Consider the following 23,095-nt stretch of genomic DNA (forward strand, 5'->3'; position numbering starts at 1 on the left):
ACGCCATGAGTGGATCACGGGCCTCGGCCGACCGGCTGGCCCGGCTGCTCAACCTGGTGCCGTACCTGTTGGCACGGCCGGGGATCGAGCTGGCCGAGGCGGCCGGCGACCTCGGGGTCAGTGACCGGCAGCTCCGCGAGGACCTGGAACTGCTCTGGGTCTGCGGCCTGCCCGGTTACGGCCCCGGGGACCTGATCGACATGGCCTTCGACGGCGACCGGGTCACCATCACCTACGACGCCGGCATCGACCGGCCGTTGCGGCTCACCCAGGACGAGGCGCTCGCCCTGGTGGTGGCGCTGCGGATGCTCGCCGAGACGCCCGGCATCGACAACCGCGACGCGATCGAGCGAGCCCTGGCAAAAATCGAGGACGCGACCGGGGATCTGGCCGACGCGCCGGTCGAGGTCCGGATACCGGGCGACTCCGACCAGGTCGAGGCGCTACAGGGGGCCGTCCGACGTGGTAAGGCGCTGCGCATCACCTACTACACGGCCGCGCGGGACGAGACCAGCGAGCGGACCATCGACCCGATCCGGGTGCTGATGGTCGGCGGCCGGGCCTACCTGGAGGCGTGGTGCCGGCGGGCCGAGGCGGTGCGGCTGTTCCGGGCCGACCGGATCGACGCGCAGACCGAGCTGGACGAGCCGGCGATGGCACCGCCGCAGGCCGCCCGCTCGTACGACCTCACCGCGGGGGTGTTCCAGCCCTCGCCGGACCTGCCGCTGGTCACCCTGCGGGTCGGTCGGGGCGGCCGGTGGATCACCGAGTACTACCCCTGTGAACGGGTCGAGCCGGGCGACGGTGAGCAGTGGCTCGTCTCGCTGCGGGTGAGCGACCTGAGGTGGGCCCGCCGTCTGGTGCTCGGGCTCGGGCCGGAGGTGACCGTGGTGTCCCCGCTCGAACTCGTCGAGGAGGTACGCGACCGGGCCACCGCGGCCCTGGACGCGTACGCCGTGCCGGCGCCGGTCCCGGTCGGGCACTAGGCTGACCGCTGTGGTGACCTGGATCGTGCTCGCCGTGGTGCTGTTCGCGCTGGTCGTACTCGTGCTGGCGGTTCGGCCGGTGCTGACCCGGCTGCCCGCCCTGCACCGGGCCTCGGTGGCGCTGCTCCGCCGGCAGGACCAGGTGGAGGCGCTCGCCTCCCGGGCCGAGGCGACGCAGGAGCGACTACTGGTCCTGCAACGGCAGGCGGAAGTCGCGCAGCGGCGACTCACCCTGATAAAGGCAAAACACGGGGAGTGACCACCGGGCGCCGATATCTTCCAGGGAAACGGCGTTTCCTGCAGGAAGCGCCCGTGCAGCGGGTTGACGAGGCGTCGCAGTTGGTCAAGACTTCACCGACTGGATGCAACTGGCAGCATCCCGGCGGGTGGCACGGGCTGGATACACACGTACGATAGGCCCCGACACTCGTAATCCACGAAGACCGACTGGAGCTTCCCATGGGTGCCCTCAAGCCGTGGCACATCGCAGTACTCGTGGTCGTGCTGATCCTGCTCTTCGGCGCGAAGCGGCTCCCCGACGCGGCTCGCTCGCTCGGCCGTTCGCTGCGCATCATCAAGGCCGAGACCAAGAGCCTCGCCGACGATGACAAGGACCTGGCCGAGAAGGCCGACGCGCAGCACAGCCGGCAGCCGTACACGCCGGATCCGGTGATCCAGCCGAGCAGCGTGCACCAGCAGGGTTACCAGCCGCCCGCGCCGCCGGTCAACGACCCGGTGCAGCGCGTTCGCGACAACTGACCCGGGGCCCGAGCACCGTGGCCTTCGCACTCCTGCGCAAGCGCGGTCCGAGCAACTTCGACCGCGCTTCGGACGGCTCGATGACGCTCATCGAGCACATCCGCGAGCTGCGCAACCGGCTCTTCCGCGCGTCGATCGCGATCGTGCTCGGCTTCGGCGTCGGTTTCGCGATCGCCAAGCCGGTCCGCAAGGTGCTGCAACAGCCCTACTGCAACCTGCCGGGCTCGACCAAGAATGGCGAGTGCCAGTTCGTGCAGCTCGGCGTCGCCGACGTCTTCCTGCTCGACCTGAAGATCGCCCTCTGGGTCGGTCTGATCGTCGCCGGTCCGGTCTGGCTCTACCAGCTCTGGGCGTTCATCGCACCCGGCCTACACCGGCACGAGCGTAAGTACGCCTACCTCTTCACCGTGATCGCCGCGCCGCTCTTCGCCGCCGGTGCGGTCCTCGCGTTCTTCGTGGTGCACAAGGGCCTGGAGTTCCTGATCGGCTTCTCCGGCGATGACATCAACACGACGCTGGAGATCACCCGCTACATCTCGTTCGTCACCAACCTGATCCTGCTCTTCGGGGTGGCGTTCGAGTTCCCACTGGTGATCCTCATGCTCAACTTCGTCGGGATCGCCAGCGCCCGGCGGCTGCTGAGCTGGTGGCGGGTTGTCATCTTCCTGTTCTTCGCCTTCTCCGCGGTCGTCACACCGACCCCGGACCCGTTCGGGATGACGGCGCTGGCCCTCTGTCTCTGCGTGCTCTACTTCGCCGCGGTCGGGGTCGCGTTCATCAACGACAAGCGGCGTGGACGGGGCAAAGAGGTCTACTCCGGGCTCGACGACGACGAGGTCTCCCCGTTGACGCACGAGCCGGAACCGGTCGAGGCCGGGGCACGGGTCGACGCGGTGGCACCGGTGGCGCCCGCGCAGCCGATCGACAGCCGCTACGACGACATGACCTGAGTCGTCCGTTCGACCTGAACCTGACGTCACCACCGCCCGGCGAACGAGGGATCGGCTTCCTCGGCGCCGGGCGGTACCGTGCTCGCCGTGACCGTCCCCGATCGTCGCGACCCCACCGCCAACCACCCGCTCGGTGACGGCCCGGTGGCGGTGCTGGCCAATCCAACCGCCGGACGAGGAAGACGCGGGAACCTGACCCCCGCCGTACTGGAGCGGCTGGCGGCGGCCGGGCGGCCGGTGCGGCTGCTGGCGGCGGAGAGCGCCGGACAGGCCCAGGCGGCCTGCCACGAGGCGGTGGCGGAGGGCGCCGCCGCGCTGGTCGCGGTCGGCGGGGACGGCACCGTGCACCTGGCACTCCAGGCGGTCGCCGGCACCCCGGTCGGGTTCGGACCGGTGCCCGTCGGCACCGGCAACGACTTCGCGGTGGAGACCGGCTTCCCGACGGACCCGCTCACCGCCGCCGGGACGGTCGCGGACGCGTTGCGGGCCGGTCGGACCCGGGCGGTGGACCTGGCCCGGCTGACCGGCCCCGACGGGGTCTCCCGCTGGTACGGCGCGGTCCTCGGCGCCGGGTTCGACGCGATCGTCAACGAGCGGGCCAACCGGATGTGGTGGCCGCGCGGCCCACGCCGGTACGACCTGGCGATCCTGGTCGAGTTGGCCCGACTGCGTCCGCGTTCCTACAGGATGCTGCTGGACGGGGTCGAGCACCGCTTCGACGGGGTGCTGGTGGCGGTCGGCAACTGCGCCAGCTACGGCGGCGGCATGCGGATCTGCCCGGACGCGGACCCGACCGACGGGCTGCTCGACGTGGTGGTCGCCGGGGCGGTCGGCCGGGGCACGCTGATGCGGATCAAGCCCCGGGTCTACCGGGGCAGCCACCTCGACCATCCGATGGTGCGCGGTTACCGGGCCCGGACGGTCGAACTCCACGCCGCCGAGGAGATCGTCGGCTACGCCGACGGCGAGCGGATCGGGCCGCTGCCGGTGACGGTGACCGCCGTACCGGGCGCGGTGCGCCTGCTGCGCTGAGCGGCTACCCGGTGCGGCGGCGGGGTGCCGGTACCGTTCACCCGGCCCTGCCGAGCGCGAGGTCGAGGACCGCGCCGAGTCCGTTGGGTCGTCCGGCCTCGGCCGCCGGCAGCACCAGCGCGGCGCAGCCGGCCCGGACCGCGCCCGCGTCGGCCGGGCTGTCGCCGACCATCAGCGCCCGTTCCGGATCGACCCGCAGCGCCGCGCAGGCGCGCCGGAAGATGTCCGGGTCGGGCTTGCAGCGCCCCACCTCGTACGAGAGCACGTAGGCGTCGATCAGGTGGTCCAGCCCCCAGGCGGCGAAGAACGGCCGGATGTCGAAGCCGATGTTGCTGACCACCGCCACCGGCACCCCGGCCTCCCGGAGGCTGTGCAGGGCGCCGGGGGTGTCGGGGTAGGGCACCCAGCCCTCGGGGCGCAGCAGCCGCTCGTAGAGCGCCTCGGCGAGTCCTTCGACCCCGGTGTTCACCGTGCCCGCGAGCCCGGTGTACGCGGCGCGGTGGGCGTACTCGTAGAGATCACGATTGGCCCACACCTCGGCCAGTTGCGGCGGGATCCGGTTCGGCAGCGGACCGCCCGCCCGCCCGGCGGTGATCAACCGGTCGGCGAGGATGGTGGCCCGACCCCGGTCCAGTGCGGTGCCGCACTCGGCCGCTCCGGCGATCACCCAGGAGACCGGATCCTCGACCTGGGCGAGCGTGCCGTGGAAGTCGAAGAGCACCGCCTCCACCGGCCGACGTGGTGGGGCCGTGATCGCGTGGGCGGGTCCGCTCGGCGTACGGGGCTTGGGCGGTTCGGCATGGTCCGGCACGCCGTGCACCCTACCGACCGGGTCCGACCCGTCTGCTCGACGGCCTCACCACATGAGTGTCGTCGGTACGCATTAATCTTGACCGTATGTCGAGCCCCGCCGAGCGGTACGCAGCGGCGCGCCGCCGGGCCGCGCAGATCACCATGTACCCCGCCCTGGAAGAGTTCGCCCTCGAACTGGGGTTCGACCTCGACGATTTCCAGCGCTCGGCCTGTGAGGCGCTGGAGCGGGGCAGCGGGGTGCTGGTCTGCGCCCCGACCGGTGCCGGTAAGACGGTGGTCGGCGAGTTCGCCGTACACCTGGCCCTGCGCGGACGGCCCGGGGACGGCGCCCCCGCGGCCGACGCCGCCGTCGTCACCGATGCCGAGGTGGCGGTCGTCGCCCCGCCCGCGCCCGTGCGCAAGTGCTTCTACACCACCCCGATCAAGGCGCTGTCGAACCAGAAGTACCACGACCTGGTCGACCGGTACGGCGCGGACAAGGTCGGCCTGCTCACCGGCGACAACGCGATCAACGGCGACGCCCCGGTGGTGGTGATGACCACCGAGGTGCTGCGCAACATGCTCTACGCCGGCTCCGCCACCCTGGCCGGACTCGCCTACGTGGTGATGGACGAGGTGCACTACCTCGCCGACCGGTTCCGGGGCGGGGTCTGGGAAGAGGTGATCATCCACCTGCCCGAGTCGGTGACCCTGGTGTCCCTGTCGGCCACCGTCTCCAACGCCGAGGAGTTCGCCGACTGGCTGGTCACCGTCCGGGGCGAGACCGAGGTGGTGGTCAGCGAGCACCGGCCGGTGCCGCTCTGGCAGCACATGCTGGTCGGACGGCGCAACTTCGACCTCTTCCACGACGCGGACGCGGCGCGCAAGCACGACGTACACCCCGAACTGCTCCGCTACACCCGGGAGATGCTGCGCCGGCTCGAACTCGGCGACGGCCGTACCCACGGGCCGGGCTGGGGCCGCAGTGGCGGCCGGGGGCCGCGCTGGCGGGGCCCGTTGCGGCACGAGATCGTCGAGCGGCTGGAGCGGGAGGACCTGCTTCCGGCGATCCTGTTCATCTTCAGCCGGGCCGGCTGCGACGCGGCCGTGCAGCAGTGCCTCGCCGCCGGCCTGCGGCTCACCACGCCCGACGAGCGGGTCGAGATCCGTCGGGTGGTCGAGGGACGGATCACCAGTATCCCGGCCGAGGACCTCGCCGTGCTGGGCTACTGGGAGTGGCTCGACGGGCTGGAGCGTGGCCTCGCCGCGCACCACGCCGGCATGCTGCCCGCCTTCAAGGAGGTGGTCGAGGAACTGTTCGTCCGTGGCCTGGTCAAGGCGGTCTTCGCCACCGAGACGCTGGCGCTGGGCATCAACATGCCGGCCCGCTGCGTGGTGCTGGAGCGGCTGGTGAAGTTCAACGGCGAGGCCCACGTGGACCTGACGCCGGGGGAGTACACCCAGCTCACCGGGCGGGCCGGACGCCGGGGCATCGACGTCGAGGGACACGCGGTGGTGGTCTGGTCGCCGGAGGTCGACCCCCGACACGTGGCCGGTCTGGCGTCGACCCGGACCTACCCGCTCCGGTCGAGCTTCCGGCCCTCGTACAACATGGCGGTCAACCTGGTCGGCTCGGTCGGCGCGGAGTCGGCCAGGGTGCTGCTGGAGTCCTCGTTCGCCCAGTTCCAGGCGGACCGGTCGGTGGTCGGCCTGGCCCGCCAGGTGCAGCGCAACGTCGAGACGATCGAGGCGTACGGCGCCGAGGCGGAGTGCCACCACGGCAACTTCGACGAGTACTTCGCGCTCCGGTCGATGATCGGGGAGCGGGAACGGGCGCTCAACCGGCAGGGGCAGACGCAGCGCCGTAACGCCGCCATCACCGCCCTGGAGCGGCTGCGGGTCGGCGACGTGATCCGGGTGCCGTCCGGTCGGCGGGCCGGGCTGGCGGTGGTGCTCGAGCCGGGCGCCCCAGGGTTCGGCGAGCCCCGGCCGCTGGTGCTCACCCAGGACCGGTGGGCGGGCCGGATCACCCCGGCCGACTTCACCACGCCGGCCGAGGTGCTGGCCCGGATCCGGGTGCCGAAGAACTTCAACCACCGGTCGCCGGCCGCCCGGCGGGACCTCGGCGCGGCGCTCAACGAGCTCGGCCTGGCCCGGCACTCGCGGCGGGGCAGTCGGGGTCGTGGCGGTGCGGGGGAGGACGAGCGACTCGCCCAGCTTCGGTCGGAGCTGCGCCGGCACCCGTGTCACGCCTGCAACGAGCGGGAGGAGCACGCCCGCTGGGCCGAGCGCCGTCGCCGGCTGGAGCGGGACACCGACGAGCTGCGCGAGCGGGTCGCCGGCCGTACCGGTTCGCTGGCCCGTACGTTCGACCGGATCTGCGGGCTGCTCGCCACGCGCGGCTACCTCACGGCGGACGGCGAGGTGACCGACGCCGGCCGGATGCTCGGCCGGATCTGGACCGAGGCGGACCTGCTGGTCGCCGAGTGCCTGCGGCGCGGGGTCTGGGACGGGCTCGCCCCGGCCGAGCTGGCGGCGGCGGTCTCGGTGGTGGTGTTCGAGGCGCGCCGGGACGCCGAGGAGCGGGCGTCGGTGCCGCGTGGTGGCGTTTCCGACGCGGTCGACGCCACGCTGCAACTCTGGGGCGAGTTGGAGGCGGACGAGGCGGCCCAGGGGTTGGAGTCGACCCGCGAGCCGGATCTCGGGTTCGTCTGGCCGATCTACCGGTGGGCTCGTGGCGAGGCGCTGACCAAGGTGCTGGGCAGCGGGCACAACCTCGACGGCGACATGCCGGCCGGTGACTTCGTCCGGTGGACCCGGCAGGTCGTCGACCTGCTCGGCCAGCTCTCCAACGCCGCCGGTGCCAGTGCCGACCTGCGGGCGACGGCGCGTCAGGCGATGGTGGCGATAAACCGAGGAGTGCTCGCGTATCACGCGGCGTCATGATCGGGTGATCATCCCTCCGGTTACTTCCGGCACTCTTTGGTTGATCTTGACTGCCCGGTCCGACATATCCCGGCCTGGCTGGTCCTCGCCGCCTGGGCGATCGGCGGCACCGCGATCTGGACCATGCACTTCATGGCGATGCTCGGGTTCTCCGTGGCCGGCACCGCGATCCGTTACGACGTCCCCATCACCGTGGCGAGCGCGGTGCTCGCCATCGTGACCGTCGGGGTCGGCATGGGGCGGCCGTCGTCGCTGAAGATCCTGGCCGGGGGTCTGTTCACCGGGCTCGGTGTGGCCGCCATGCACTACGTCGGCATGGGCGCGATGCGTCTCAACGGCGACGTCGGCTACGAGCACGGACGGGCGATCGGGTCGGTGGTGATCGCGGTGGTCGCCGCCACCGTGGCGCTCTGGCTCGCGGTGACCGTCAAGGGGCCGCTGGCGATCGTCGGCTCCGCCCTAACCCGCGCCCGGTTCTCCTCCTTCCCGCCCCCCGCCCACGTCTTCGTTGATCTAGGGCAAATCGTCGTGATTGGAGATCAACTAACGACGATCTGCCTAGATCGGCGGGGGAGAGGGGCGGGGGGGTGGGGAAGGGGGAGGCGGTGGGAGTCAGGGGGTGGGGGGTAGGGCGTCGATCAGGCGGCGGGCGGAGCTGGCGAGGTTCCACTTTTCCGCCAGGGCGAGCAGGTGGTCCGGGTCGACCGGTGCGGTTGGCAGGCGGGTGTCCAGGGATGGCAGGGGTACGTCCAGCGCCACGCGTACCACCTGGGGGGCGACGGCCAGGTACGGGCGAGCGTCGAGCAGTTTCTTCCGCAGCCCCGGGGCGAAACCGGACGCCGGATCGTCCAGCGCCGCCAGGACGCCGTCCAGGTTGCCGTACCGCTCGATCAGTCGGGCGGCGGTCTTCTCCCCGACCCCCGGCACGCCCGGCAGGCCATCGCTCGGGTCACCGCGCAGGGCGGCGAAATCGGCATAACCGGCCGCCGGTACGCCGTACTTGGCGCGTACGGCGGCGTCGTCGCAGTCCTCGAGCTTGGCCACTCCTCGGCCGCAGTAGAGCAGCCGGACCGGGACGGCGTCGTCGATGAGTTGGAACAGGTCACGGTCGCCGGAGGCCACCTCGACCGGCCCGGGTTGGGACGCCGCCAGGGTGCCGAGCACGTCGTCGGCCTCGTAGCCGTCGGCGCCGATGGCCGGGATGCCGATCGCCGCCAGCACCTCGAGCAGGAGCGGCACCTGGGGCACCAGGGTGTCCGGCACCACCTCGCCGCCGGCCGGCGCCACCCGGTGTGCCTTGTACGACGGCAGCAGCGCGACCCGGAACGCCGGCCGCCAGTCGTAGTCGAGCGCGCAGACGAGCCGGTCCGGTCGGCGGGTACGGATCAGCGTGGCGAGCATGTCCAGGAAACCCCGTACGGCGTTGACCGGGCTGCCGTCCGGCGCGCGGGCGGCGGACTCCGGGATGCCGAAGTAGGCCCGGAAGTAGAGGCTCGGTGCGTCGACGAGGAGCAGGGGGCGTCGGTCGGTCACAGCCGACAGCCTGGCACAGTCGTGGCCCGTGCCGGAGCCGACGCCCCGCGTGGCCGGTGGTGTCGGCGTACGGCCAGGTCGCTCTGGCTTGGTCACTGGAGTTGACAGATCGCCAATTGAGCGTGGAGTCGTCGCCAAAGACGTGCCGGCGCAACCCGACGATGCTGGCGGCAGGTAAACGGATCAGCCGACGCGCGGGGCTGGTCGACTCAATGGTGCGACGGCGGTTGCGTGACGAGGAGCGGAACAACTTGTACTGCCGATTTTCTGGGCACGGTTACGGCCCACTCGACTCCGCCTGGCCGTCGCTCCGCCAGCCTTCGGAAAGGGGTATCGGTGAAAGGGTATGCGGTTCTGTCCGCCTCGGCGGAGGCAGGCGCCGTGAATCGGCGCCGTGGAGGTGCGCGCAGGAGGCTGGCCCAGCTTCTGCTCGTCCTTGCGGTGATGATGGGAACGGTGGCGCTGGCGGCGCCTCCGGCCAGCGCCGACGCCGGCGACATCGGTTGGAGCTACAGCGCCGACGCGGGTGACCCCGGCGCGCGGGCCTGGTACAACTCCTCGGAGGGCGACGTCACGGTCTGCGACATCAGCGCGGACGGGTGGGCGGCGCGCGCGTACCTCCAGTACTACGACGTGAACACCGGCATCTGGTTCCAGGACGTTGATCTCAGGAAGACAAACTTCTCCGGGTCCGGCACGTCAACAGCGCCGACCATGGTTACACCACTGCCTGGGGTGGTAAACACATAACTCGTTCTGACAATGCGAGCAGCCCTGTTCGCCTCGATCCGGCGTCAAGGCGGCAAGCATTCAGCCAAGAAGTGAGTTGAGCCCCGCCGGGCAGATCCGGTAGGGCTCGACTCACCTCTGGCCTGGTGGCTGCCCGTGCCGGCTGCGGAAGTCTCGTGGCGGCATGCCGTACGCGGATCGGAAGACGCGGCTGAAGCCTGCCGCGTCGGTAAAGCCCCAGCGGCCAGCGATCTGGTGGATCGGAGTGTGCAGTAGGGCGGGGTCGGCGAGATCGCGGCGGGTCCGTTCCAGGCGCTGCTGGCGGATCCAGGCGGCAACCGTGACCTCTTCCGTCTCGAAGAGCCGGTGCAGGTAGCTGACGGAGATGTGGTGTGCGGCGGCGACGCTGCCTGCGGTCAGGTCCGGATCCTGAAGATGTTGCTGGACGAAGGCCCGGATCCGCAGGGTCAGGGCCCGGCGGTGTGTCTCGGCGGGGAGTGCGCGTTCGGCGTCGAGCGTGTGAGCGAGCAGTGCCGACACCAGGTCGACCAGGACCGCGCCCAGGCGAGGCCCGTCGCCGGGTCGGTAGGTGTCGGCCTCGGCGCTCAGTCGGGTCGCGAATCCCATCACCAGCGCACCGAGCCCGTGCTCGCCCGGCAAGCGTCGGGCCAGCAGTCTTTCCATCTTGCTCTCGGGTAGCGGTAGCAGGGACTTGGGGATCTCGATCCCGATCGCCTCGATGGGTCGGTCGCCGATCAGCTCGCTGTCGAAGGGCCTGGACATGTCGACGAGGCACAGGTCGTTTCGGCGGTGCAGAGCCTGCTCGCCGGCCTGACGTACGCCGATCAGGCCGTCCCGGAGGAGCGAGAGGTGGTACATCTCCGGAGCGGACTGCCGGACGAGTCTCGGGGTTCGCTGGCAACGCAGCGACTGCATCGTCGTGGAGCACATTCTCCTGGAGCCGAGTTGCACGATGCGCGCCTGCGCCTGGAAGTCGGCCGCGTGATCGCTGGTCATCGTCATCGGCGCGGTCAGGTGCGACAACTGTTCGCACCAGAGCCCGAACCGGTCGGCCTTGGGGACCTCGTCGGTCCGGAACACGGTCGTGCCGACCACCATCAGCCCCCGTCGCCGATCCTCACTGTGCCCTCCCTGCCTATCACGGCATCGACGTCTGTCACCAGGAGTGTGTGACCCGGTCGACGCCCTTCCCCCGGCAACGGATCGGGACGCGGTCAGCCACGGGTGGGCGGCGTCGCGGGGTGAGTGCTAGGAGTGGCCGCGGACCTGGTGCGGTCGGTACGGCTCCTCCAGTGCGGCGCGCTCGGCGTCGTCGAGGCCGATCCCGAGTGCCGCCACGGCGTCCTCGATCTGGCCCGGCTTGGTGGCGCCCACGATCGGGGCGGTCACCGCCGGCTGGTGCAGCAGCCAGGCGAGCGCGACCTGTGCGGACGGCAGCCCACGTGCCTCGGCGACCCGGTCGACGGCGTCGACCACCGCGAAGTCGGACTCGTCGTAGAGCGAGTCGACGAACGCGTCGGAGTGTGACCGGGTGGTACGCCGTTCGCCGCCCCGGCCCCGGTTGCCGGCGAGTACGCCACGCGCCAGCGGGCTCCACGGGATGACGCCGACCCCCTGGTCGAGGCAGAGCGGCAGCATCTCCCGCTCCTCCTCGCGGTAGACCAGGTTGTAGTGCGGCTGCATGGAGCTGAACGGGGTCCAGCCGTTCACCCGGGCCACGTGCTGGGCCTTGGCGAACTGCCAGGCGTACATGCTCGAGGCGCCGAGGTAACGTGCCTTGCCGGCGCGGACCACGTCGTGCAGCGCCGACATGGTCTCCTCGATCGGGGTGTCGTAGTCCCAGCGGTGGGTCTGGTAGAGGTCGACGTGGTCGGTCCCGAGCCGGCGCAGGGAGTCGTCGATCGAGGCCATCACGTGCTTGCGGGACAGACCCCGGTCGTTCGGGCCGTCACCCATCTGGTTGTGGACCTTGGTGGCCAGCACGTAGTCGTCCCGACGGTCGAAGAGGGTACGCAGCAGCTTGCCGGTGACCTCCTCGCTGACGCCGAGGGAGTAGACGTCGGCGGTGTCGAAGAACGTCACGCCGAGTTCGACCGCGCGGCGGACCAGCGGCTCGGCGGCGCCCTCGTCGAGCACCCAGTCCCGCCACCGGGGCGATCCGTAGCTCATCATGCCGAGGCAGATCCGCGACACCCGCAGGCCGGTGGCACCCAGCCGCACGTAATCCATCGTCATGATAATCAGCCTATGTGGTGCCGTGTCGAAAATGGACCGTCCAATTTTGACCAGCATGGATCCGGCCCGCCCCAGCCGCCGTACGGGAAGTGGCTCGGCACCCGGTTCGCCAGGCTGTCCCGGGCCGAACCCCCGTGCGACCGTTCCCGGGATCGGCCGCTCCCGAAGATCGGAGGTGATCACCGGTCCTTGGGCACGGGCGGCCCCGCCCGTCGGGAGGGTGGACCGGTTCGTCGACGGCGGCGACGTGCTCGGCCTCGCCAATCGGGCGAAAGTGGTCAGGTACGGTGTTTGTCCGGCGTGACCTGCTCGGGTGACGGGATTCACCCGAACGACCGTTAAGCTGTGGGTGTGCGTATCGACGACCTCTACCCACCGCAGCGGCTGGCCGCCGCGCAACGGGCGACCGCCCGCGCCGGGTTGGACGCCCTGCTCGTCACCCCCGGCTCCGACCTGCGCTACCTGACCGGTTACCACGCCCACGCCCAGGAGCGCCTCACCTGCCTGGTGCTGCCCGCGCACGGTGAGCCGACCCTGGTCGTGCCGGCGCTGGAGCGGCCGGCGGCGGAGGCGTCACCGGCACCGGGCACCGGGGTACGGATCGTCGAGCATGCCGACGGCACCGACCCCTACCCGCTGGTGGTACACGCCCTCGGCGGCTCGGTGGGTTCGGTCGGGCTGGCCAACCGGATGTGGGCGGAACAGGTCCTCGCCCTCCGGTCCGCGCTGCCCGACACTACCCAGCGGTTGGCCGGGGAGGTGCTGCGGGAGCTCCGGATGCGCAAGTCGCCGGCCGAGGTGGCGGCGTTGCGCGCGGCCGGCGCCGCGATCGACGCGGTCCACGCCGACATGGCCAAGTGGTTGCGACCGGGCCGGACCGAAGCCGAGGTCGGCGCCGACATCAGCACCGCGATCCGGGCCGCCGGGCACGCCACCGTGGACTTCGTCATCGTCGCCTCCGGCCCCAACGGTGCCAGCCCGCACCACGCCACCTCGGACCGCCGGATCGAAGCCGGTGACCCGGTCGTGGTCGACATCGGCGGCACCATGCCCACCGGCTACTGCTCCGACGCGACCCGTACCTATGTCGCCGGTGGGCGGGCGCCGGTCGACTTCGTCGACTACTACCGGGTGCTGCACGCCGCGCAGAACGCCGCGGTCGCGGCCGTCCGTCCGGGCGTACCGGCCGAGGCGGTCGACGCCGCGGCCAGGGACATCATCACCGACGCCGGTTACGGCCCGGCGTTCCTGCACCGGACCGGGCACGGCATCGGTCTGGACGGTCACGAGGACCCGTACCTGGTCACCGGCAACGACCGGGCGCTCGAGGCGGGGATGGTGTTCTCCGTCGAGCCGGGCATCTACCGATCCGGGCGACACGGCGCCCGGATCGAGGACATCGTCGTCTGCGTCGCGGACGGCGTCGAACGACTCAACACCATCCCGACGGAGCTGGTGCAGCTATGACGGTCGACCGGATCCTGCCGAACGAAGAGGGCTACGAACTACTCGATCTCGTGACCGAGTTGGCCGACCGCGAACTCGCACCCCGCGCGGCGGACTTCGAGTCCCGGGGGGAGTTCCCTCGCGAGGTGCTGCGCACCCTGGGCCGCAGCGGGCTGCTCGGCCTGCCCTACCCCCAGGAGTACGGCGGCGCCGAGCAGCCGTACGAGGTCTACCTGCAGGCGCTGGAGATCCTGGCGAGCCGCTGGCTCGCGGTCGCCGAGGCGGTCAGCGTGCACACCCTCTCCTGCTACCCGACCGCCGAGTTCGGCAACGAGCAGCAGCGCAAGCTGCTCCCGGACATGATCGGTGGCGAACTGCTCGGGGCGTACTGTCTCTCCGAGCCGCAGGGCGGCTCCGACGCCGCGTCGCTCGCCACCCGGGCGACCCGCGACGGCGACCACTACCTGGTCACCGGCACCAAGGCGTGGATCACCCACGCCACCACCGCCGACTTCTACAACGTCTTCTGCCGCACCGGCGGCCCGGGGGCCGCCGGCGTCTCCTGCCTGCTGGCGGCCAGCGGCACCGCCGGCATCGCGCCGCAGCTTCCCGAGCGGACCATGGGACTGCGCTCCTCGCCTGTCGCCCAGATCGTCTTCGACGACGCCCGGGTGCCGGCCGACCGCCTGATCGGGGAGGAGGGCGCCGGTTTCCGGATCGCGATGTCCGCCCTGGACTCCGGCCGGCTCGGCATCGCGGCCTGCGCGGTCGGACTGGCCCAGGGGGCACTGGACTACGCGCTGGCGTACGCGCGCGAGCGGGAGCAGTTCGGCCGCCCCATCATCGACTTCCAGGGACTCGGGTTCATGCTCGCCGACATGGCGACCCAGGTGTCGGCGGCACGGGCGCTGACCCTGTCGGCGGCCCGGCTGCGGGACGCCGGTCGGCCGTACCGGATCGAGGCGGCCAAGGCGAAGCTCTTCGCCACCGACACCGCGATGCGGGTGACCACCGACGCCGTGCAGGTGCTCGGCGGTGCCGGGTACGTCGCCGACCACCCGGTGGAGCGCTTCTTCCGGGAGGCGAAGGTGTTGCAGATCGTCGAGGGCACGAACCAGATCCAGCGGATGGTCATCGCCCGCTCGTTCGCCCGCTGACCGTGCCGGTGTAGACCGGCCGTCGAGCGCGACGGTGGCCGGGTCACCCGGTGACCCGGCCACTCGTCACGGGACGGACCGTCCCGGAGTGCTGCTCAGGACAGGCGCTGGAACAGCGAGAAGGGGAAGACGAAGGCGGGGTTGAAGGAGAGGCCGAGCAGGTGCCGGTACCGCTGGCAGGTGCCGGGCTGCGCCGGGTCCGGGCAGAAGGTCACGTTCAGGTCGGAGTACGCGTCCACCTCGTTGGCGTTGATCCGCACGATCCGGTCCTGCTCGGAGAAGGACACGGTCAGCCGGGAGTCCGGCTGGTCGCCGGGGTAGGTCACGTTGGAGCCGGCGTCGTACACCACGATCTGGTCGGGGAAGAGGCAGACGCTCGCCTCGAAGTGGAAGTCGTACATCAGGCTGCCCTGGGCGGTCTCGTAGACCTGCTCCAGCACCTCTTCGTAGTAGCACGGGGTGTTCGGCGGGAAGACGGCCGGCGGGGTGATCGGGACCGCGTTGGTCCTGATGTCGGTGGCACGGTGACCCGACGCGGGCGACGAGGTGGTGGTCCGCAGGATGCCGTCGCCGATGCAGACCGGTTTGCAGTCCTGCGGTTCGCCGGCCGCCGACGCGGCCACGGCCGGCACGGTGACGGCCGTCGCGACCAGGGCCAGGGACATGCCGACCGACACGACCAGACGCTTGAGACGTACGGACATACGACCTCCCACTGCTTCGAACTGGTACGGACAGGAGACGGCTCCCGAACCCCGGCGGGTCACCCGCTCACGCGTGATCCCGGCTACCCACCGAGCGGTGCCGCAAAGATGATGGCCGATGGATCGACGTGTCTGGCCCGGATTCCGTACATCGCCGTACACTGACGAACGTCTGTTGGTCGGGACGTGCGGCAGCCCGCACGCCGCCGGTCGACAGGGGGCGTCGGACGTGGAGGGCGGCGATGGCCGACAACCCGGACCAGCGGGTCATCTCCCCGGCGCTGAACACCGCCAACGCGCAGACGACCAACGACCTGGCCGGGCTGTTGCGGGCGCTGCGGCGCAGGCACGCACGGCACCGGTTGGGCGGCGAGCTGACCTACCGGGAGCTGGCCGCCCGTACCGGCTGGTCGCACACGGCCATCGCCGAGTACCTCACCGGAAAGACCCTGCCGCCCACCGACCGCCTCGACGCCCTGGTGAGACTTCTCGGCGCCACCGCGACCGAGCAGGGCGCGTTGGCCACCGCCCGGGACCGGATCGACGAGAACCGCCGCCGCGCGCCACGTCCCGCCGACCGGTTGGTGCCCCGGCAACTACCCGCGGACGTGGTCACCTTCGTCGGTCGCGACAACCAGTTGGCCCGTCTCGACCTGCTCCTGGACGGCTCCTCGGCGACACCGTCCACCGCCGTGGTGATCGCCGCGATCTCGGGGACGGCCGGGGTCGGCAAGACCGCCCTGGCCGTGCACTGGGCCCACCGGGTCGCCGACCGGTTCGACGACGGGCAGCTCTACGTCAACCTGCGCGGCTTCGACCCGCGCGGGCAGGCACTGACCCCGGCGAAGGCGCTGCGCGGTTTCCTGGACGCGCTCGGTGTGCCGGCCGAACGAATCCCCGCCGACCTGGACGCCCAGGCCGCCCTCTACCGCAGCCTGCTGGCCGACCAACGGGTCCTGATCGTGCTGGACAACGCCCGCGACGCCGAACAGGTCCGTCCGCTGTTGCCCGGCACCCCCACCGCCCTGGTGGTGGTGACCAGCCGCGACCAACTCACCTCCCTGGTCAGCGCCGACGGCGCGCACCCGCTCGGGCTCGGTCTGCTCACCGACGACGAGGCCCGCGAACTGCTCGCCCGCCGGTTCGGCGCCGACCGGGTCGCCGCCGAACCGGACGCGGTCGAGGCGATCGTCGCCGCCTGCGCCCGCCTCCCGCTCGCGTTGACCATCGCCGCCGCCCGCGCCCTGCAGTCCGGCTTCCCGCTGGCCACGCTCGCCACCGAGCTCGGTACGGCCGGCGAGCGGCTGGGCGCGCTGGACGCGGGCGACGCGGTCAGCGAGGTCCGGGCGGTCTTCTCCTGGTCGTACGCCGCGCTCACCCCTGCGGCCGCCCGGCTGTTCCGGCTGCTCGGACTGCACCCCGGGCCGGACGTGACGGTGGCCGCCGTGGCCAGCGTCGCGGCCGAGACCACCGTCGAAGCGCGTCGGTCGCTGGCCGAGCTGGCCCGCGCCAACCTGTTCGTCGAGCACCAGCCGGGCCGGTTCACCTGCCACGACCTGCTGCGCGCCTACGCCGCCGAGCGCTGCCACCGTACCGAGCCCGAACAGCACCGGCGTGCCGCCACCATCCGGTTGCTCGACCACTACACCCACACCGCACACGCCGCCGACCTGCTGCTGCGTCCGCACGGCGACCCGGTGGGCCAGCTCCTGGCCCCGCCGGCGGCCGGCGCGGTCCCCGAGCGTCCTGTCGGCCACGGGGAGGCGATGGCCTGGCTGACCGCCGAGCACCCGGTCCTGCTCGCCGCCCTCCGTCAGGCCGCCGACGCCGGCTTCGACGCGCACACCTGGGAGCTGGCGCGGGCACTCGACACGTTCCTCGACCGTCAGGGGCACCGGCACGACCGGGTCGAAACCTGCCGCGCCGCCCTGAACGCCGCGCAGCGCCTCGGGAATCCGACGGCGGAGGCCGTGGCGTACCGCTATCTGGCCGGTGCGAGCACCGTACTGGGCCGCTACCCGGACGCGCATGCCCACCTCGGCCAAGCCCTCGACCTCTACGTTCGACTGGGCGACCGGGAGGGCCAGGCGCGTACCCACCAGAACCTGGCCTCGCTCTGGGATCGGCAGGGTGACCCGGCGGCCGCTCTCGACCATTCCCGGCAGACCCTTGCGCTGTCCGAGGAGACCGGTCACCGCAGGGGGCAGGCGGACGCGCTCAACGCGGTCGGCTGGTGCCACGCCCAACTCGGCGAGCACGCCGAGGCGCTCGCCTACTGCCAGCGGGCGCTCACCCTGCTCCAGCAGCTCGGCGACCGGGCCGGGGAGGCCGCCACCTGGGACAGCCTCGGCTACGCGTACCACCATCTCGGTGACCACGCCCAGGCCGCGCGGTGCTACGAACAAGCCCTCGACCTCATCCGGGACCTGGGCGAGCGCTACAACGAGGCCGAGACCCTCAGCCGGCTCGGCGACACCCACGAGGCGGTCGGCGACGCCGCCGCGGCCTCTTCCGTCTGGCGGCAGGCCCTGGACATTCTCGACGACCTGCACCACCCCGACGCCGCCACGGTCCGGGCGCGGCTGAGCAACGGCTGACACCGCCCAGCGCCTGCCGTCTGCGGCATCGGTCGGGCCGGCGGTGGCTACGCTCGCGCGGGTCCCGGTGAAACGTGAGAAATTGTTACGCGGGTCAGGTGTTTGACCATCGGTCGGCCAAGCGGCCGCGCCCGCGCTGTCCGCCGTGATACGAATGTGACAGGACCGGCGAGACGGATGACCTGTGGCGGAAGCAGGAATAGAACGGCTTTTGCTCAAGCCGAAACGGCCACACGAGATCTCCTTCCTCGAACTGTTCTTCGATCTGGCCATCATCTTCGCGCTCATCCAGCTCTCGCAGCGTCTGCTGGGTGACTTCGACGGCACGAACAGCGCGCAGACGCTGGTCCTGGTGGCGGCGATCTGGTGGCTCTGGGTGGCGGCGGTCCGCACGGCGGACTGGTTCAACCCGGGCGCGCCATTCGTCCAGGGAGTCATCACGATGGTGATGTTCGGGGGACTGGTGGCGGCCGCCGCCGTACCCCGGGCATTCGGCGAACACGGCCTCGTCTTCGCGGGCGCGTACGTCACGTCGCACGTCGGGCGGCACCTGGCGATCTTCCGCGCCCTACGGGGCCATCCGTTGCAGGCACGTTCGCTACGGGCCATCGTCTGGTTCAGCGCGGCCGGGGTGCTGTGGATCATCGGTGCGTTCCTGCCCGCCACACCACGGCTGGTGCTCTGGTCGGTGGCGATCGTCGTGGACTACGCCGGCGTCCCGATCGGCTGGCCGGTGCCGGGGCTGGGCCGGGTGAGCAACGTACACATGCCGGTGCGCGGCAGTCATCTCGCCGAACGGCACCGGCAGGTCTTCATCGTCGGCCTGGGGGAACTCATCCTGGCCAGCGGCCTCACCCTCAGCCAGGACGGAACCGACCTGGTCCGGACGGTAGCCTTCCTGCTCGCCTTCGCCATCGCCGTGCTGATGTTGTGGGGCTATCTGCTGCCGCACGGACTCGACCTCGAAGGTGTGCTCGATCGGCGCCCGCCCCCGGTCGCGATCCTCTGTTCCTACGCGCACGGGCTCATGATCGCGGGCATCGTCGTCACGGCGATGGCCGACGACCTCCTGATCGGGAAGCCACTCGGGGAGACCGAACCCGGATGGGTGGTGGCGATGATCGCCGGCCCTGTTCTCTATCTCGCCGGACGCGCGTTCTTCGTGGCGGTGGTGTTCCAGCACCGGATCTGGCGGGCACCGGTGGGAATGGCGATCCTGGCGGCACTGCTCCCGGTCCTGCTCGACATGCCCCTGCTGGCGGTGGCGGGTGTGGTCACCGCCGTGCTGCTCGGCATCGTCCTCAGCGGCAACATCGGGGAGTCGTCGACACGCCGCCTGGGCAGCCTGTCGGAGCGACTGCTGCGCAAGCGGGAACACCCCGAGGTGATCTCCTTCTACGAACTGTTCTTCGACCTGGCGCTGATCTTCGCGCTGGTCCGGCTGTCGCAGCGGCTACTGAACGACCTCAGCCTGATCAACGTGGCGCAGACGCTGGTGCTCCTCGCCGCGATCTGGTGGATCTGGGTCGCGACCGCCTGGTCGACGGACTGGTTCAACAGCGACGAGCCGTACCTGCAACGTCTCGTACTCGGCATCATGTTCGCCGGTCTGCTGATGGCCGCCGCCGTCCCCGGCGCCTACGACGACAACGGCCTCCTCTTCGCCGGTGCGTACGTCGCCATCCACCTCGGCCGGGGGCTGCTGATCGTGCCCGCCCTCCGGGGAAGCCCGTTGCAGATGCGATCGGCGCGGGTCCTCATCTGGTTCGCCGTCTCGGCCGTCCCCTGGCTGGTGGGGGCCTTCCTGCCCGCCGGACCCCGAATGCTGCTGTGGGCGGTGGCGATCGCCCTGGACGGTGTGATCGCCTTCCTGGGCTGGCCGCTGCCGAAACTCGGTTCGGTGCCGCACTCGCAGTTGCGGGTGGTCGGCGCGCACATCGCGGAGCGCTACCGGCAGATCTACATCGTCGCCCTCGGCGTGCCGATCATCGTCACCGGGCTGACCTACAGCGACTCGGGCTTCGACTACGCCCGTACGTCCGCCTTCGTCATCACCTCGGTCAGCACCCTCCTGCTGCTGTGGGTCTACGTCCTGCCGTTCGGGCGGAACCTCGGGACCCTGGTCGACAACAACGCACCACGGGCCGCGGTCGTCACCGCCTACACCCACGGCATCCTGGTCGCGGCGGTGGTCGCCATCGCGGTCGGTGACGCGATGCTCATCGAGCAACCGCTCGACGGCAACCGCATGGCACCGTCGCTCGTCCTCATCGGCGGGATCGCGCTGCACATCGTGGGGCGGTCAATGCTGACCGTCGAGTTCGGCGTACGTCGACCATGGCGCTCGGTCGCCGCCCTGCTGGTGCTGATCGGCATCGCGCCCGGCCTGCTCCTGGCGCCACCCCTGGTCATGGCCGTCGTCGTCAACCTCGTGCTGCTCTTCGTCGTCCTCGTCTACCGGAGCATCAAGCCACGCGGATCCCCCGCGCCGACCTGACGGGTTGTCGGACCGGGCCGTCACCCGGTCGGGCACGCGTTCGGGATTCCGGTCCGGACGTCCGTCGTCCCCACTAACGTCCTCGCCGGAAGGAGCTACCGTGTCCAATCATTTCAGCGCCGACAATCTCGGATTTCCCGGCGACGACCGTCGATTCGAACTCACCGACCTGTACGTCTTCACCTCGCAGGAGGATCCCGGCAAGACGGTGTTGATCATCGACTCGAATCCGACCACCGCCCCGCCCCCGATCCCGGCGCCGACCACCGGTCCGGAGTTCCACCCGGACGCGGTGCACCGGATCAATATCGACACTGACGGCGACGCGGTCGCCGACATCGCGTTCACGTTCACCTTCTCCGGGTACGAGAACGGCCGCCAGACCGTGACCGCCTGGTACGCCACCGGAGCCGAGGCCCGGCGGCCCGAGCCGGCCGGACGGGTGCTCGCCGAGTCCATCCAGGTCAGCTTCGACGGCGCGGACCAGCCCGTCCTGGTTGACGATCCGGGGCCGATCCGGCTCTTCGCCGGGCTGCGCAGCGACCCGTTCTTCGCCGATGTCGAGGGTGCCCTGCACGGGATGGAGTGGACCGGGCACGACGACTTCGCCGGCAACAACGTCGACTGCATCGTGCTGGAGGTACCCACCGACCTGCTCGGCCCCGGACCGGTCGTCGGGGTGTGGGCCTCGATCAGCCGGCGCCGCGACGGCAAACTGGAGCAACTGGACCGGGGCGGGAACCCGACCATCAACCCGTTCATCAACCCCGACGGCCAGAAGGACCTGTACAACTCCCGGCAACCCGCCGACGACGTGACCAACTATCTGGGCCCCTGGTCCCAGATGCTGGAGAAGGGCGGTTACTCACCGAAGGAGGCCAAGGAGACCGCCATGCAGGTGTTGCCCGACGTCCTCGTCTACGACCGCACCAAGCCGGTCGCCTACCCCAACGGACGCAAGCTCGTCGACGACGTCTTCAGCTATCGCTTCGGCTGGCTGACCCACGGCAAGGTCCCGCCGACCGGACTCCAGCCGCACGACGACATGTTGCCGCGCTTTCCCTACCTCGGCCCGCCCAACCCCTGACCGGCGGCATCGGGGCGGAGCCGGGCCGGGCGCGCGGGGACATCCTCACCGCACCGCCCGAACAGCGGACACTCGCTGACCGCTTCGGCTGCGATCCTGGGTGCGTGCCGATCGACGACAGCCACCACCGCGACCACGCCACACGAGCAGCCGGCCGAGGCCCGGCTCGCGGGAGGGGCCGGTGACCGTCCTCGACAGCCGGGCGCTCAACCGTGCGACGCTCGCCCGACAGTTGTTGCTCGATCGTGCCGACCTGCCGGTCCTCGACGCCGTCGCGCACCTGTGCGGTTTGCAGGCGCAGGAGCCGCAGGAGCCGTTCGTCGGGCTCTGGTCCCGGCTGCGCGACTTCGACCCGGTGATCCTCTCCGACCTGCTGACCCAGCGCCGTCTGGTACGGACCCACCTCATGCGCCGTACCGTGCATCTCCTCGCCGCCGACGACGTGCTGGCCTGGCGGGCCCGCCACGACGGCATGCTGCGCCAGCGGGTGCTCGGCGTCTACCGCAGCGAACTCGCCGGGGTCGACCTCGACGAACTCGCCTCGGCGGGCCGGGCGGTGATGGCCGACGGCGAGCCCCGGTCGATGGGGGAACTCGCCCGACTGCTCGCCTCGCGCTGGCCCGACCCGGGGCCACGGGCGCTGGGCGAGATGCTGGTCGCCGCCCTGATCCCGATGGTGCAACTGCCGCCGCGCGGGCTGTGGCGGACGAGAGCGGGCGTGCGCAACGCGACCCTCGCCTCCTGGTTGGGACGCGAGATCGACCCGCCGGCACCGCAGGGCTGCGACCCGGTCGGCGCGGCGCTGGTGCGGCGTTATCTGGCCGCGTTCGGTCCCGCCGCCACGGCCGACCTGCGGGCCTGGTGCGGCCTGGCCGGGCTGCCGGCCGCGGTCGCCTCGGTACGCGAGGAACTGGTCACCTTCCGGGACGAGCGGGGACGGGAACTGCTGGACCTGCCCGGCGCACCCCGCCCCGACCCCGACACACCGGCCCCGGTGCGGTTCCTACCGGCGTTCGACAACGCGCTGCTCGGTTACCACGACCGCAGCCGGATCGTCGACGACGCTGACCGGGGCCTGTCGGTCGCGGGTGCGCGCGTCGTCCTGGTCGACGGCCGGGTCGCCGCGACCTGGGGCGTCGACGCCGGCACGGTGACCGTCACGCCGCTGCGCCCGTTCTCCCGGTCCGAGCGGGTGACCGTGGCCGAGCAGGGGGAGGCGTTGGCGTCGTTCCTCTCGGACGACGAACACCGACGCGTACACCTCGACGCGTCTTTCGACTGAGCGGTGCCGTCCCGTGGCGGCACGGTGCGTGGCGACGGCGAGGCGCCGTCCCGCCGCCGTCCCGCCGCCGGAAGGCGGTCAGCCGCCCGGTACGGCGACGGCCGGCTCACGTACCAGGAACAGGAACGCCGTCGCGGTCGCACCACGCACCAACCACCTCGATCACCCAGGTGTGCGCCGGGGCGAACCCGTCCCGCAGCCGCTGCCGTACCCGCCGCTCGTCGTACCGGCCGAGCCGCTCCAGGTCCGGCCGCAGCACCACGGCCCGTAACTCGGCCACCGGCTCGACGTCCGCCGCCTTGGCCGGCCGGATCTCCCAGTCCGCCATGATCGCCACACTGC

At 71.3% G+C, this 23,095-nt stretch carries 20 protein-coding genes; 14 read left to right on the forward strand and 6 right to left on the reverse strand.

Features of this window, described 5'->3' with window-relative positions:
• Positions 1-5 precede the first annotated feature (5 nt).
• The 5 genes from ACI2K4_RS35120 (at position 6) to ACI2K4_RS35140 (ending at position 3,727) form a co-directional block, all read left to right on the forward strand.
• Positions 6-986, forward strand: coding sequence for a helix-turn-helix transcriptional regulator (locus ACI2K4_RS35120; protein ID WP_404517460.1), 981 nt, complete (start codon positions 6-8; stop codon positions 984-986).
• A gap of 10 nt (positions 987-996) precedes the next feature.
• Positions 997-1,245: a hypothetical protein gene (locus tag ACI2K4_RS35125; protein WP_404517461.1), complete on the forward strand. Its 249-nt coding sequence runs from the start codon at positions 997-999 to the stop codon at positions 1,243-1,245.
• 200 nt (positions 1,246-1,445) lie between these two features.
• The gene (tatA, locus tag ACI2K4_RS35130) at positions 1,446-1,745 is read left to right on the forward strand and encodes a Sec-independent protein translocase subunit TatA (RefSeq protein WP_121160573.1); all 300 of its coding nucleotides are present in this window, start codon (positions 1,446-1,448) and stop codon (positions 1,743-1,745) included.
• Positions 1,746-1,762: 17 nt separating this feature from the next.
• Positions 1,763-2,695, forward strand: coding sequence for a twin-arginine translocase subunit TatC (tatC, locus tag ACI2K4_RS35135; protein ID WP_404517462.1), 933 nt, complete (start codon positions 1,763-1,765; stop codon positions 2,693-2,695).
• 87 nt (positions 2,696-2,782) lie between these two features.
• The gene (locus ACI2K4_RS35140) at positions 2,783-3,727 is read left to right on the forward strand and encodes a diacylglycerol kinase family protein (protein ID WP_404517463.1); all 945 of its coding nucleotides are present in this window, start codon (positions 2,783-2,785) and stop codon (positions 3,725-3,727) included.
• A gap of 37 nt (positions 3,728-3,764) precedes the next feature.
• On the opposite strand, the gene ACI2K4_RS35145 is transcribed toward ACI2K4_RS35140, so the two are convergent.
• Complete coding sequence (locus tag ACI2K4_RS35145; RefSeq protein ID WP_404517464.1) at positions 3,765-4,538, reverse strand: HAD family hydrolase; 774 nt, start codon at positions 4,536-4,538, stop codon at positions 3,765-3,767.
• Between the two features lie 86 nt (positions 4,539-4,624).
• On the opposite strand from ACI2K4_RS35145, the gene ACI2K4_RS35150 reads away from it, so the two are divergent.
• Entirely contained in the window at positions 4,625-7,465 is a 2,841-nt protein-coding gene (locus tag ACI2K4_RS35150; protein ID WP_404517465.1) for a DEAD/DEAH box helicase, read from the forward strand.
• A 36-nt stretch (positions 7,466-7,501) separates the two neighbouring features.
• Complete coding sequence (locus ACI2K4_RS35155; protein WP_404517466.1) at positions 7,502-8,095, forward strand: MHYT domain-containing protein; 594 nt, start codon at positions 7,502-7,504, stop codon at positions 8,093-8,095.
• On the opposite strand, the gene ACI2K4_RS35160 is transcribed toward ACI2K4_RS35155, so the two are convergent.
• Positions 8,078-9,007: a 5'-3' exonuclease H3TH domain-containing protein gene (locus ACI2K4_RS35160; RefSeq protein WP_404517497.1), complete on the reverse strand. Its 930-nt coding sequence runs from the start codon at positions 9,005-9,007 to the stop codon at positions 8,078-8,080. The genes ACI2K4_RS35155 and ACI2K4_RS35160 overlap by 18 nt on opposite strands.
• 372 nt (positions 9,008-9,379) lie before the next feature.
• Here ACI2K4_RS35160 and ACI2K4_RS35165 point away from each other — a divergent pair, with 372 nt between their 5' ends.
• Entirely contained in the window at positions 9,380-9,748 is a 369-nt protein-coding gene (locus tag ACI2K4_RS35165; RefSeq protein ID WP_404517467.1) for a hypothetical protein, read from the forward strand.
• A 111-nt stretch (positions 9,749-9,859) separates the two neighbouring features.
• Here the strand turns inward: ACI2K4_RS35165 and ACI2K4_RS35170 are convergent, their stop codons facing one another.
• On the reverse strand, positions 9,860-10,846 hold the full coding sequence (locus ACI2K4_RS35170) for a helix-turn-helix domain-containing protein (protein ID WP_404517468.1): 987 nt from the start codon (positions 10,844-10,846) through the stop codon (positions 9,860-9,862).
• Between the two features lie 150 nt (positions 10,847-10,996).
• On the reverse strand, positions 10,997-11,977 hold the full coding sequence (locus tag ACI2K4_RS35175) for an aldo/keto reductase (protein ID WP_404517498.1): 981 nt from the start codon (positions 11,975-11,977) through the stop codon (positions 10,997-10,999).
• A gap of 357 nt (positions 11,978-12,334) precedes the next feature.
• On the opposite strand from ACI2K4_RS35175, the gene ACI2K4_RS35180 reads away from it, so the two are divergent.
• Both ACI2K4_RS35180 and ACI2K4_RS35185 read left to right on the forward strand, forming a co-directional pair.
• Positions 12,335-13,450: a M24 family metallopeptidase gene (locus tag ACI2K4_RS35180; protein ID WP_404517469.1), complete on the forward strand. Its 1,116-nt coding sequence runs from the start codon at positions 12,335-12,337 to the stop codon at positions 13,448-13,450.
• Positions 13,447-14,586 carry an acyl-CoA dehydrogenase family protein gene (locus ACI2K4_RS35185; RefSeq protein WP_404517470.1) on the forward strand — a complete coding sequence of 380 codons (1,140 nt, stop codon included), beginning with the start codon at positions 13,447-13,449 and terminating at the stop codon, positions 14,584-14,586. Before ACI2K4_RS35180 ends, ACI2K4_RS35185 begins: the two co-directional genes overlap by 4 nt.
• A gap of 95 nt (positions 14,587-14,681) precedes the next feature.
• Here the strand turns inward: ACI2K4_RS35185 and ACI2K4_RS35190 are convergent, their stop codons facing one another.
• Positions 14,682-15,290: a hypothetical protein gene (locus tag ACI2K4_RS35190; RefSeq protein ID WP_404517471.1), complete on the reverse strand. Its 609-nt coding sequence runs from the start codon at positions 15,288-15,290 to the stop codon at positions 14,682-14,684.
• Positions 15,291-15,532: 242 nt separating this feature from the next.
• Here ACI2K4_RS35190 and ACI2K4_RS35195 point away from each other — a divergent pair, with 242 nt between their 5' ends.
• From ACI2K4_RS35195 to ACI2K4_RS35210, 4 genes are all read left to right on the forward strand, one after another.
• The gene (locus tag ACI2K4_RS35195) at positions 15,533-17,887 is read left to right on the forward strand and encodes a tetratricopeptide repeat protein (protein ID WP_404517472.1); all 2,355 of its coding nucleotides are present in this window, start codon (positions 15,533-15,535) and stop codon (positions 17,885-17,887) included.
• A 184-nt stretch (positions 17,888-18,071) separates the two neighbouring features.
• The gene (locus tag ACI2K4_RS35200) at positions 18,072-20,384 is read left to right on the forward strand and encodes a low temperature requirement protein A (RefSeq protein ID WP_404517473.1); all 2,313 of its coding nucleotides are present in this window, start codon (positions 18,072-18,074) and stop codon (positions 20,382-20,384) included.
• A 100-nt stretch (positions 20,385-20,484) separates the two neighbouring features.
• A complete protein-coding gene (locus ACI2K4_RS35205; RefSeq protein ID WP_404517474.1) occupies positions 20,485-21,471 on the forward strand; it encodes a DUF4331 family protein in 987 nt (328 codons plus the stop codon).
• A gap of 181 nt (positions 21,472-21,652) precedes the next feature.
• A complete protein-coding gene (locus tag ACI2K4_RS35210; RefSeq protein ID WP_404517475.1) occupies positions 21,653-22,753 on the forward strand; it encodes a winged helix DNA-binding domain-containing protein in 1,101 nt (366 codons plus the stop codon).
• 106 nt (positions 22,754-22,859) lie between these two features.
• Here the strand turns inward: ACI2K4_RS35210 and ACI2K4_RS35215 are convergent, their stop codons facing one another.
• Positions 22,860-23,081, reverse strand: coding sequence for a hypothetical protein (locus ACI2K4_RS35215; RefSeq protein WP_404517476.1), 222 nt, complete (start codon positions 23,079-23,081; stop codon positions 22,860-22,862).
• Between the last annotated feature and the right edge of the window lie 14 nt (positions 23,082-23,095).

The organism is Micromonospora sp. NPDC050397, from assembly GCF_044901685.1.
Classification (GTDB): Bacteria; Actinomycetota; Actinomycetes; order Mycobacteriales; family Micromonosporaceae; genus Micromonospora_G.

Bases quoted from the DNA above. Each gene is read 5' to 3' on its own strand.
- ACI2K4_RS35150 (WP_404517465.1), top strand. From the start codon at position 4,625: ATGTCGAGCCCCGCCGAGCGGTACGCAGCGGCGCGCCGCCGGGCCGCG.
- ACI2K4_RS35195 (WP_404517472.1), top strand. From the start codon at position 15,533: ATGGCCGACAACCCGGACCAGCGGGTCATCTCCCCGGCGCTGAACACC.
- ACI2K4_RS35120 (WP_404517460.1), top strand. From the start codon at position 6: ATGAGTGGATCACGGGCCTCGGCCGACCGGCTGGCCCGGCTGCTCAAC.
- ACI2K4_RS35215 (WP_404517476.1), bottom strand. From the start codon at position 23,081: ATGGCGGACTGGGAGATCCGGCCGGCCAAGGCGGCGGACGTCGAGCCG.
- ACI2K4_RS35170 (WP_404517468.1), bottom strand. From the start codon at position 10,846: ATGGTGGTCGGCACGACCGTGTTCCGGACCGACGAGGTCCCCAAGGCC.
- ACI2K4_RS35190 (WP_404517471.1), bottom strand. From the start codon at position 15,290: ATGTCCGTACGTCTCAAGCGTCTGGTCGTGTCGGTCGGCATGTCCCTG.
- tatA (WP_121160573.1), top strand. From the start codon at position 1,446: ATGGGTGCCCTCAAGCCGTGGCACATCGCAGTACTCGTGGTCGTGCTG.
- ACI2K4_RS35185 (WP_404517470.1), top strand. From the start codon at position 13,447: ATGACGGTCGACCGGATCCTGCCGAACGAAGAGGGCTACGAACTACTC.
- ACI2K4_RS35175 (WP_404517498.1), bottom strand. From the start codon at position 11,977: ATGGATTACGTGCGGCTGGGTGCCACCGGCCTGCGGGTGTCGCGGATC.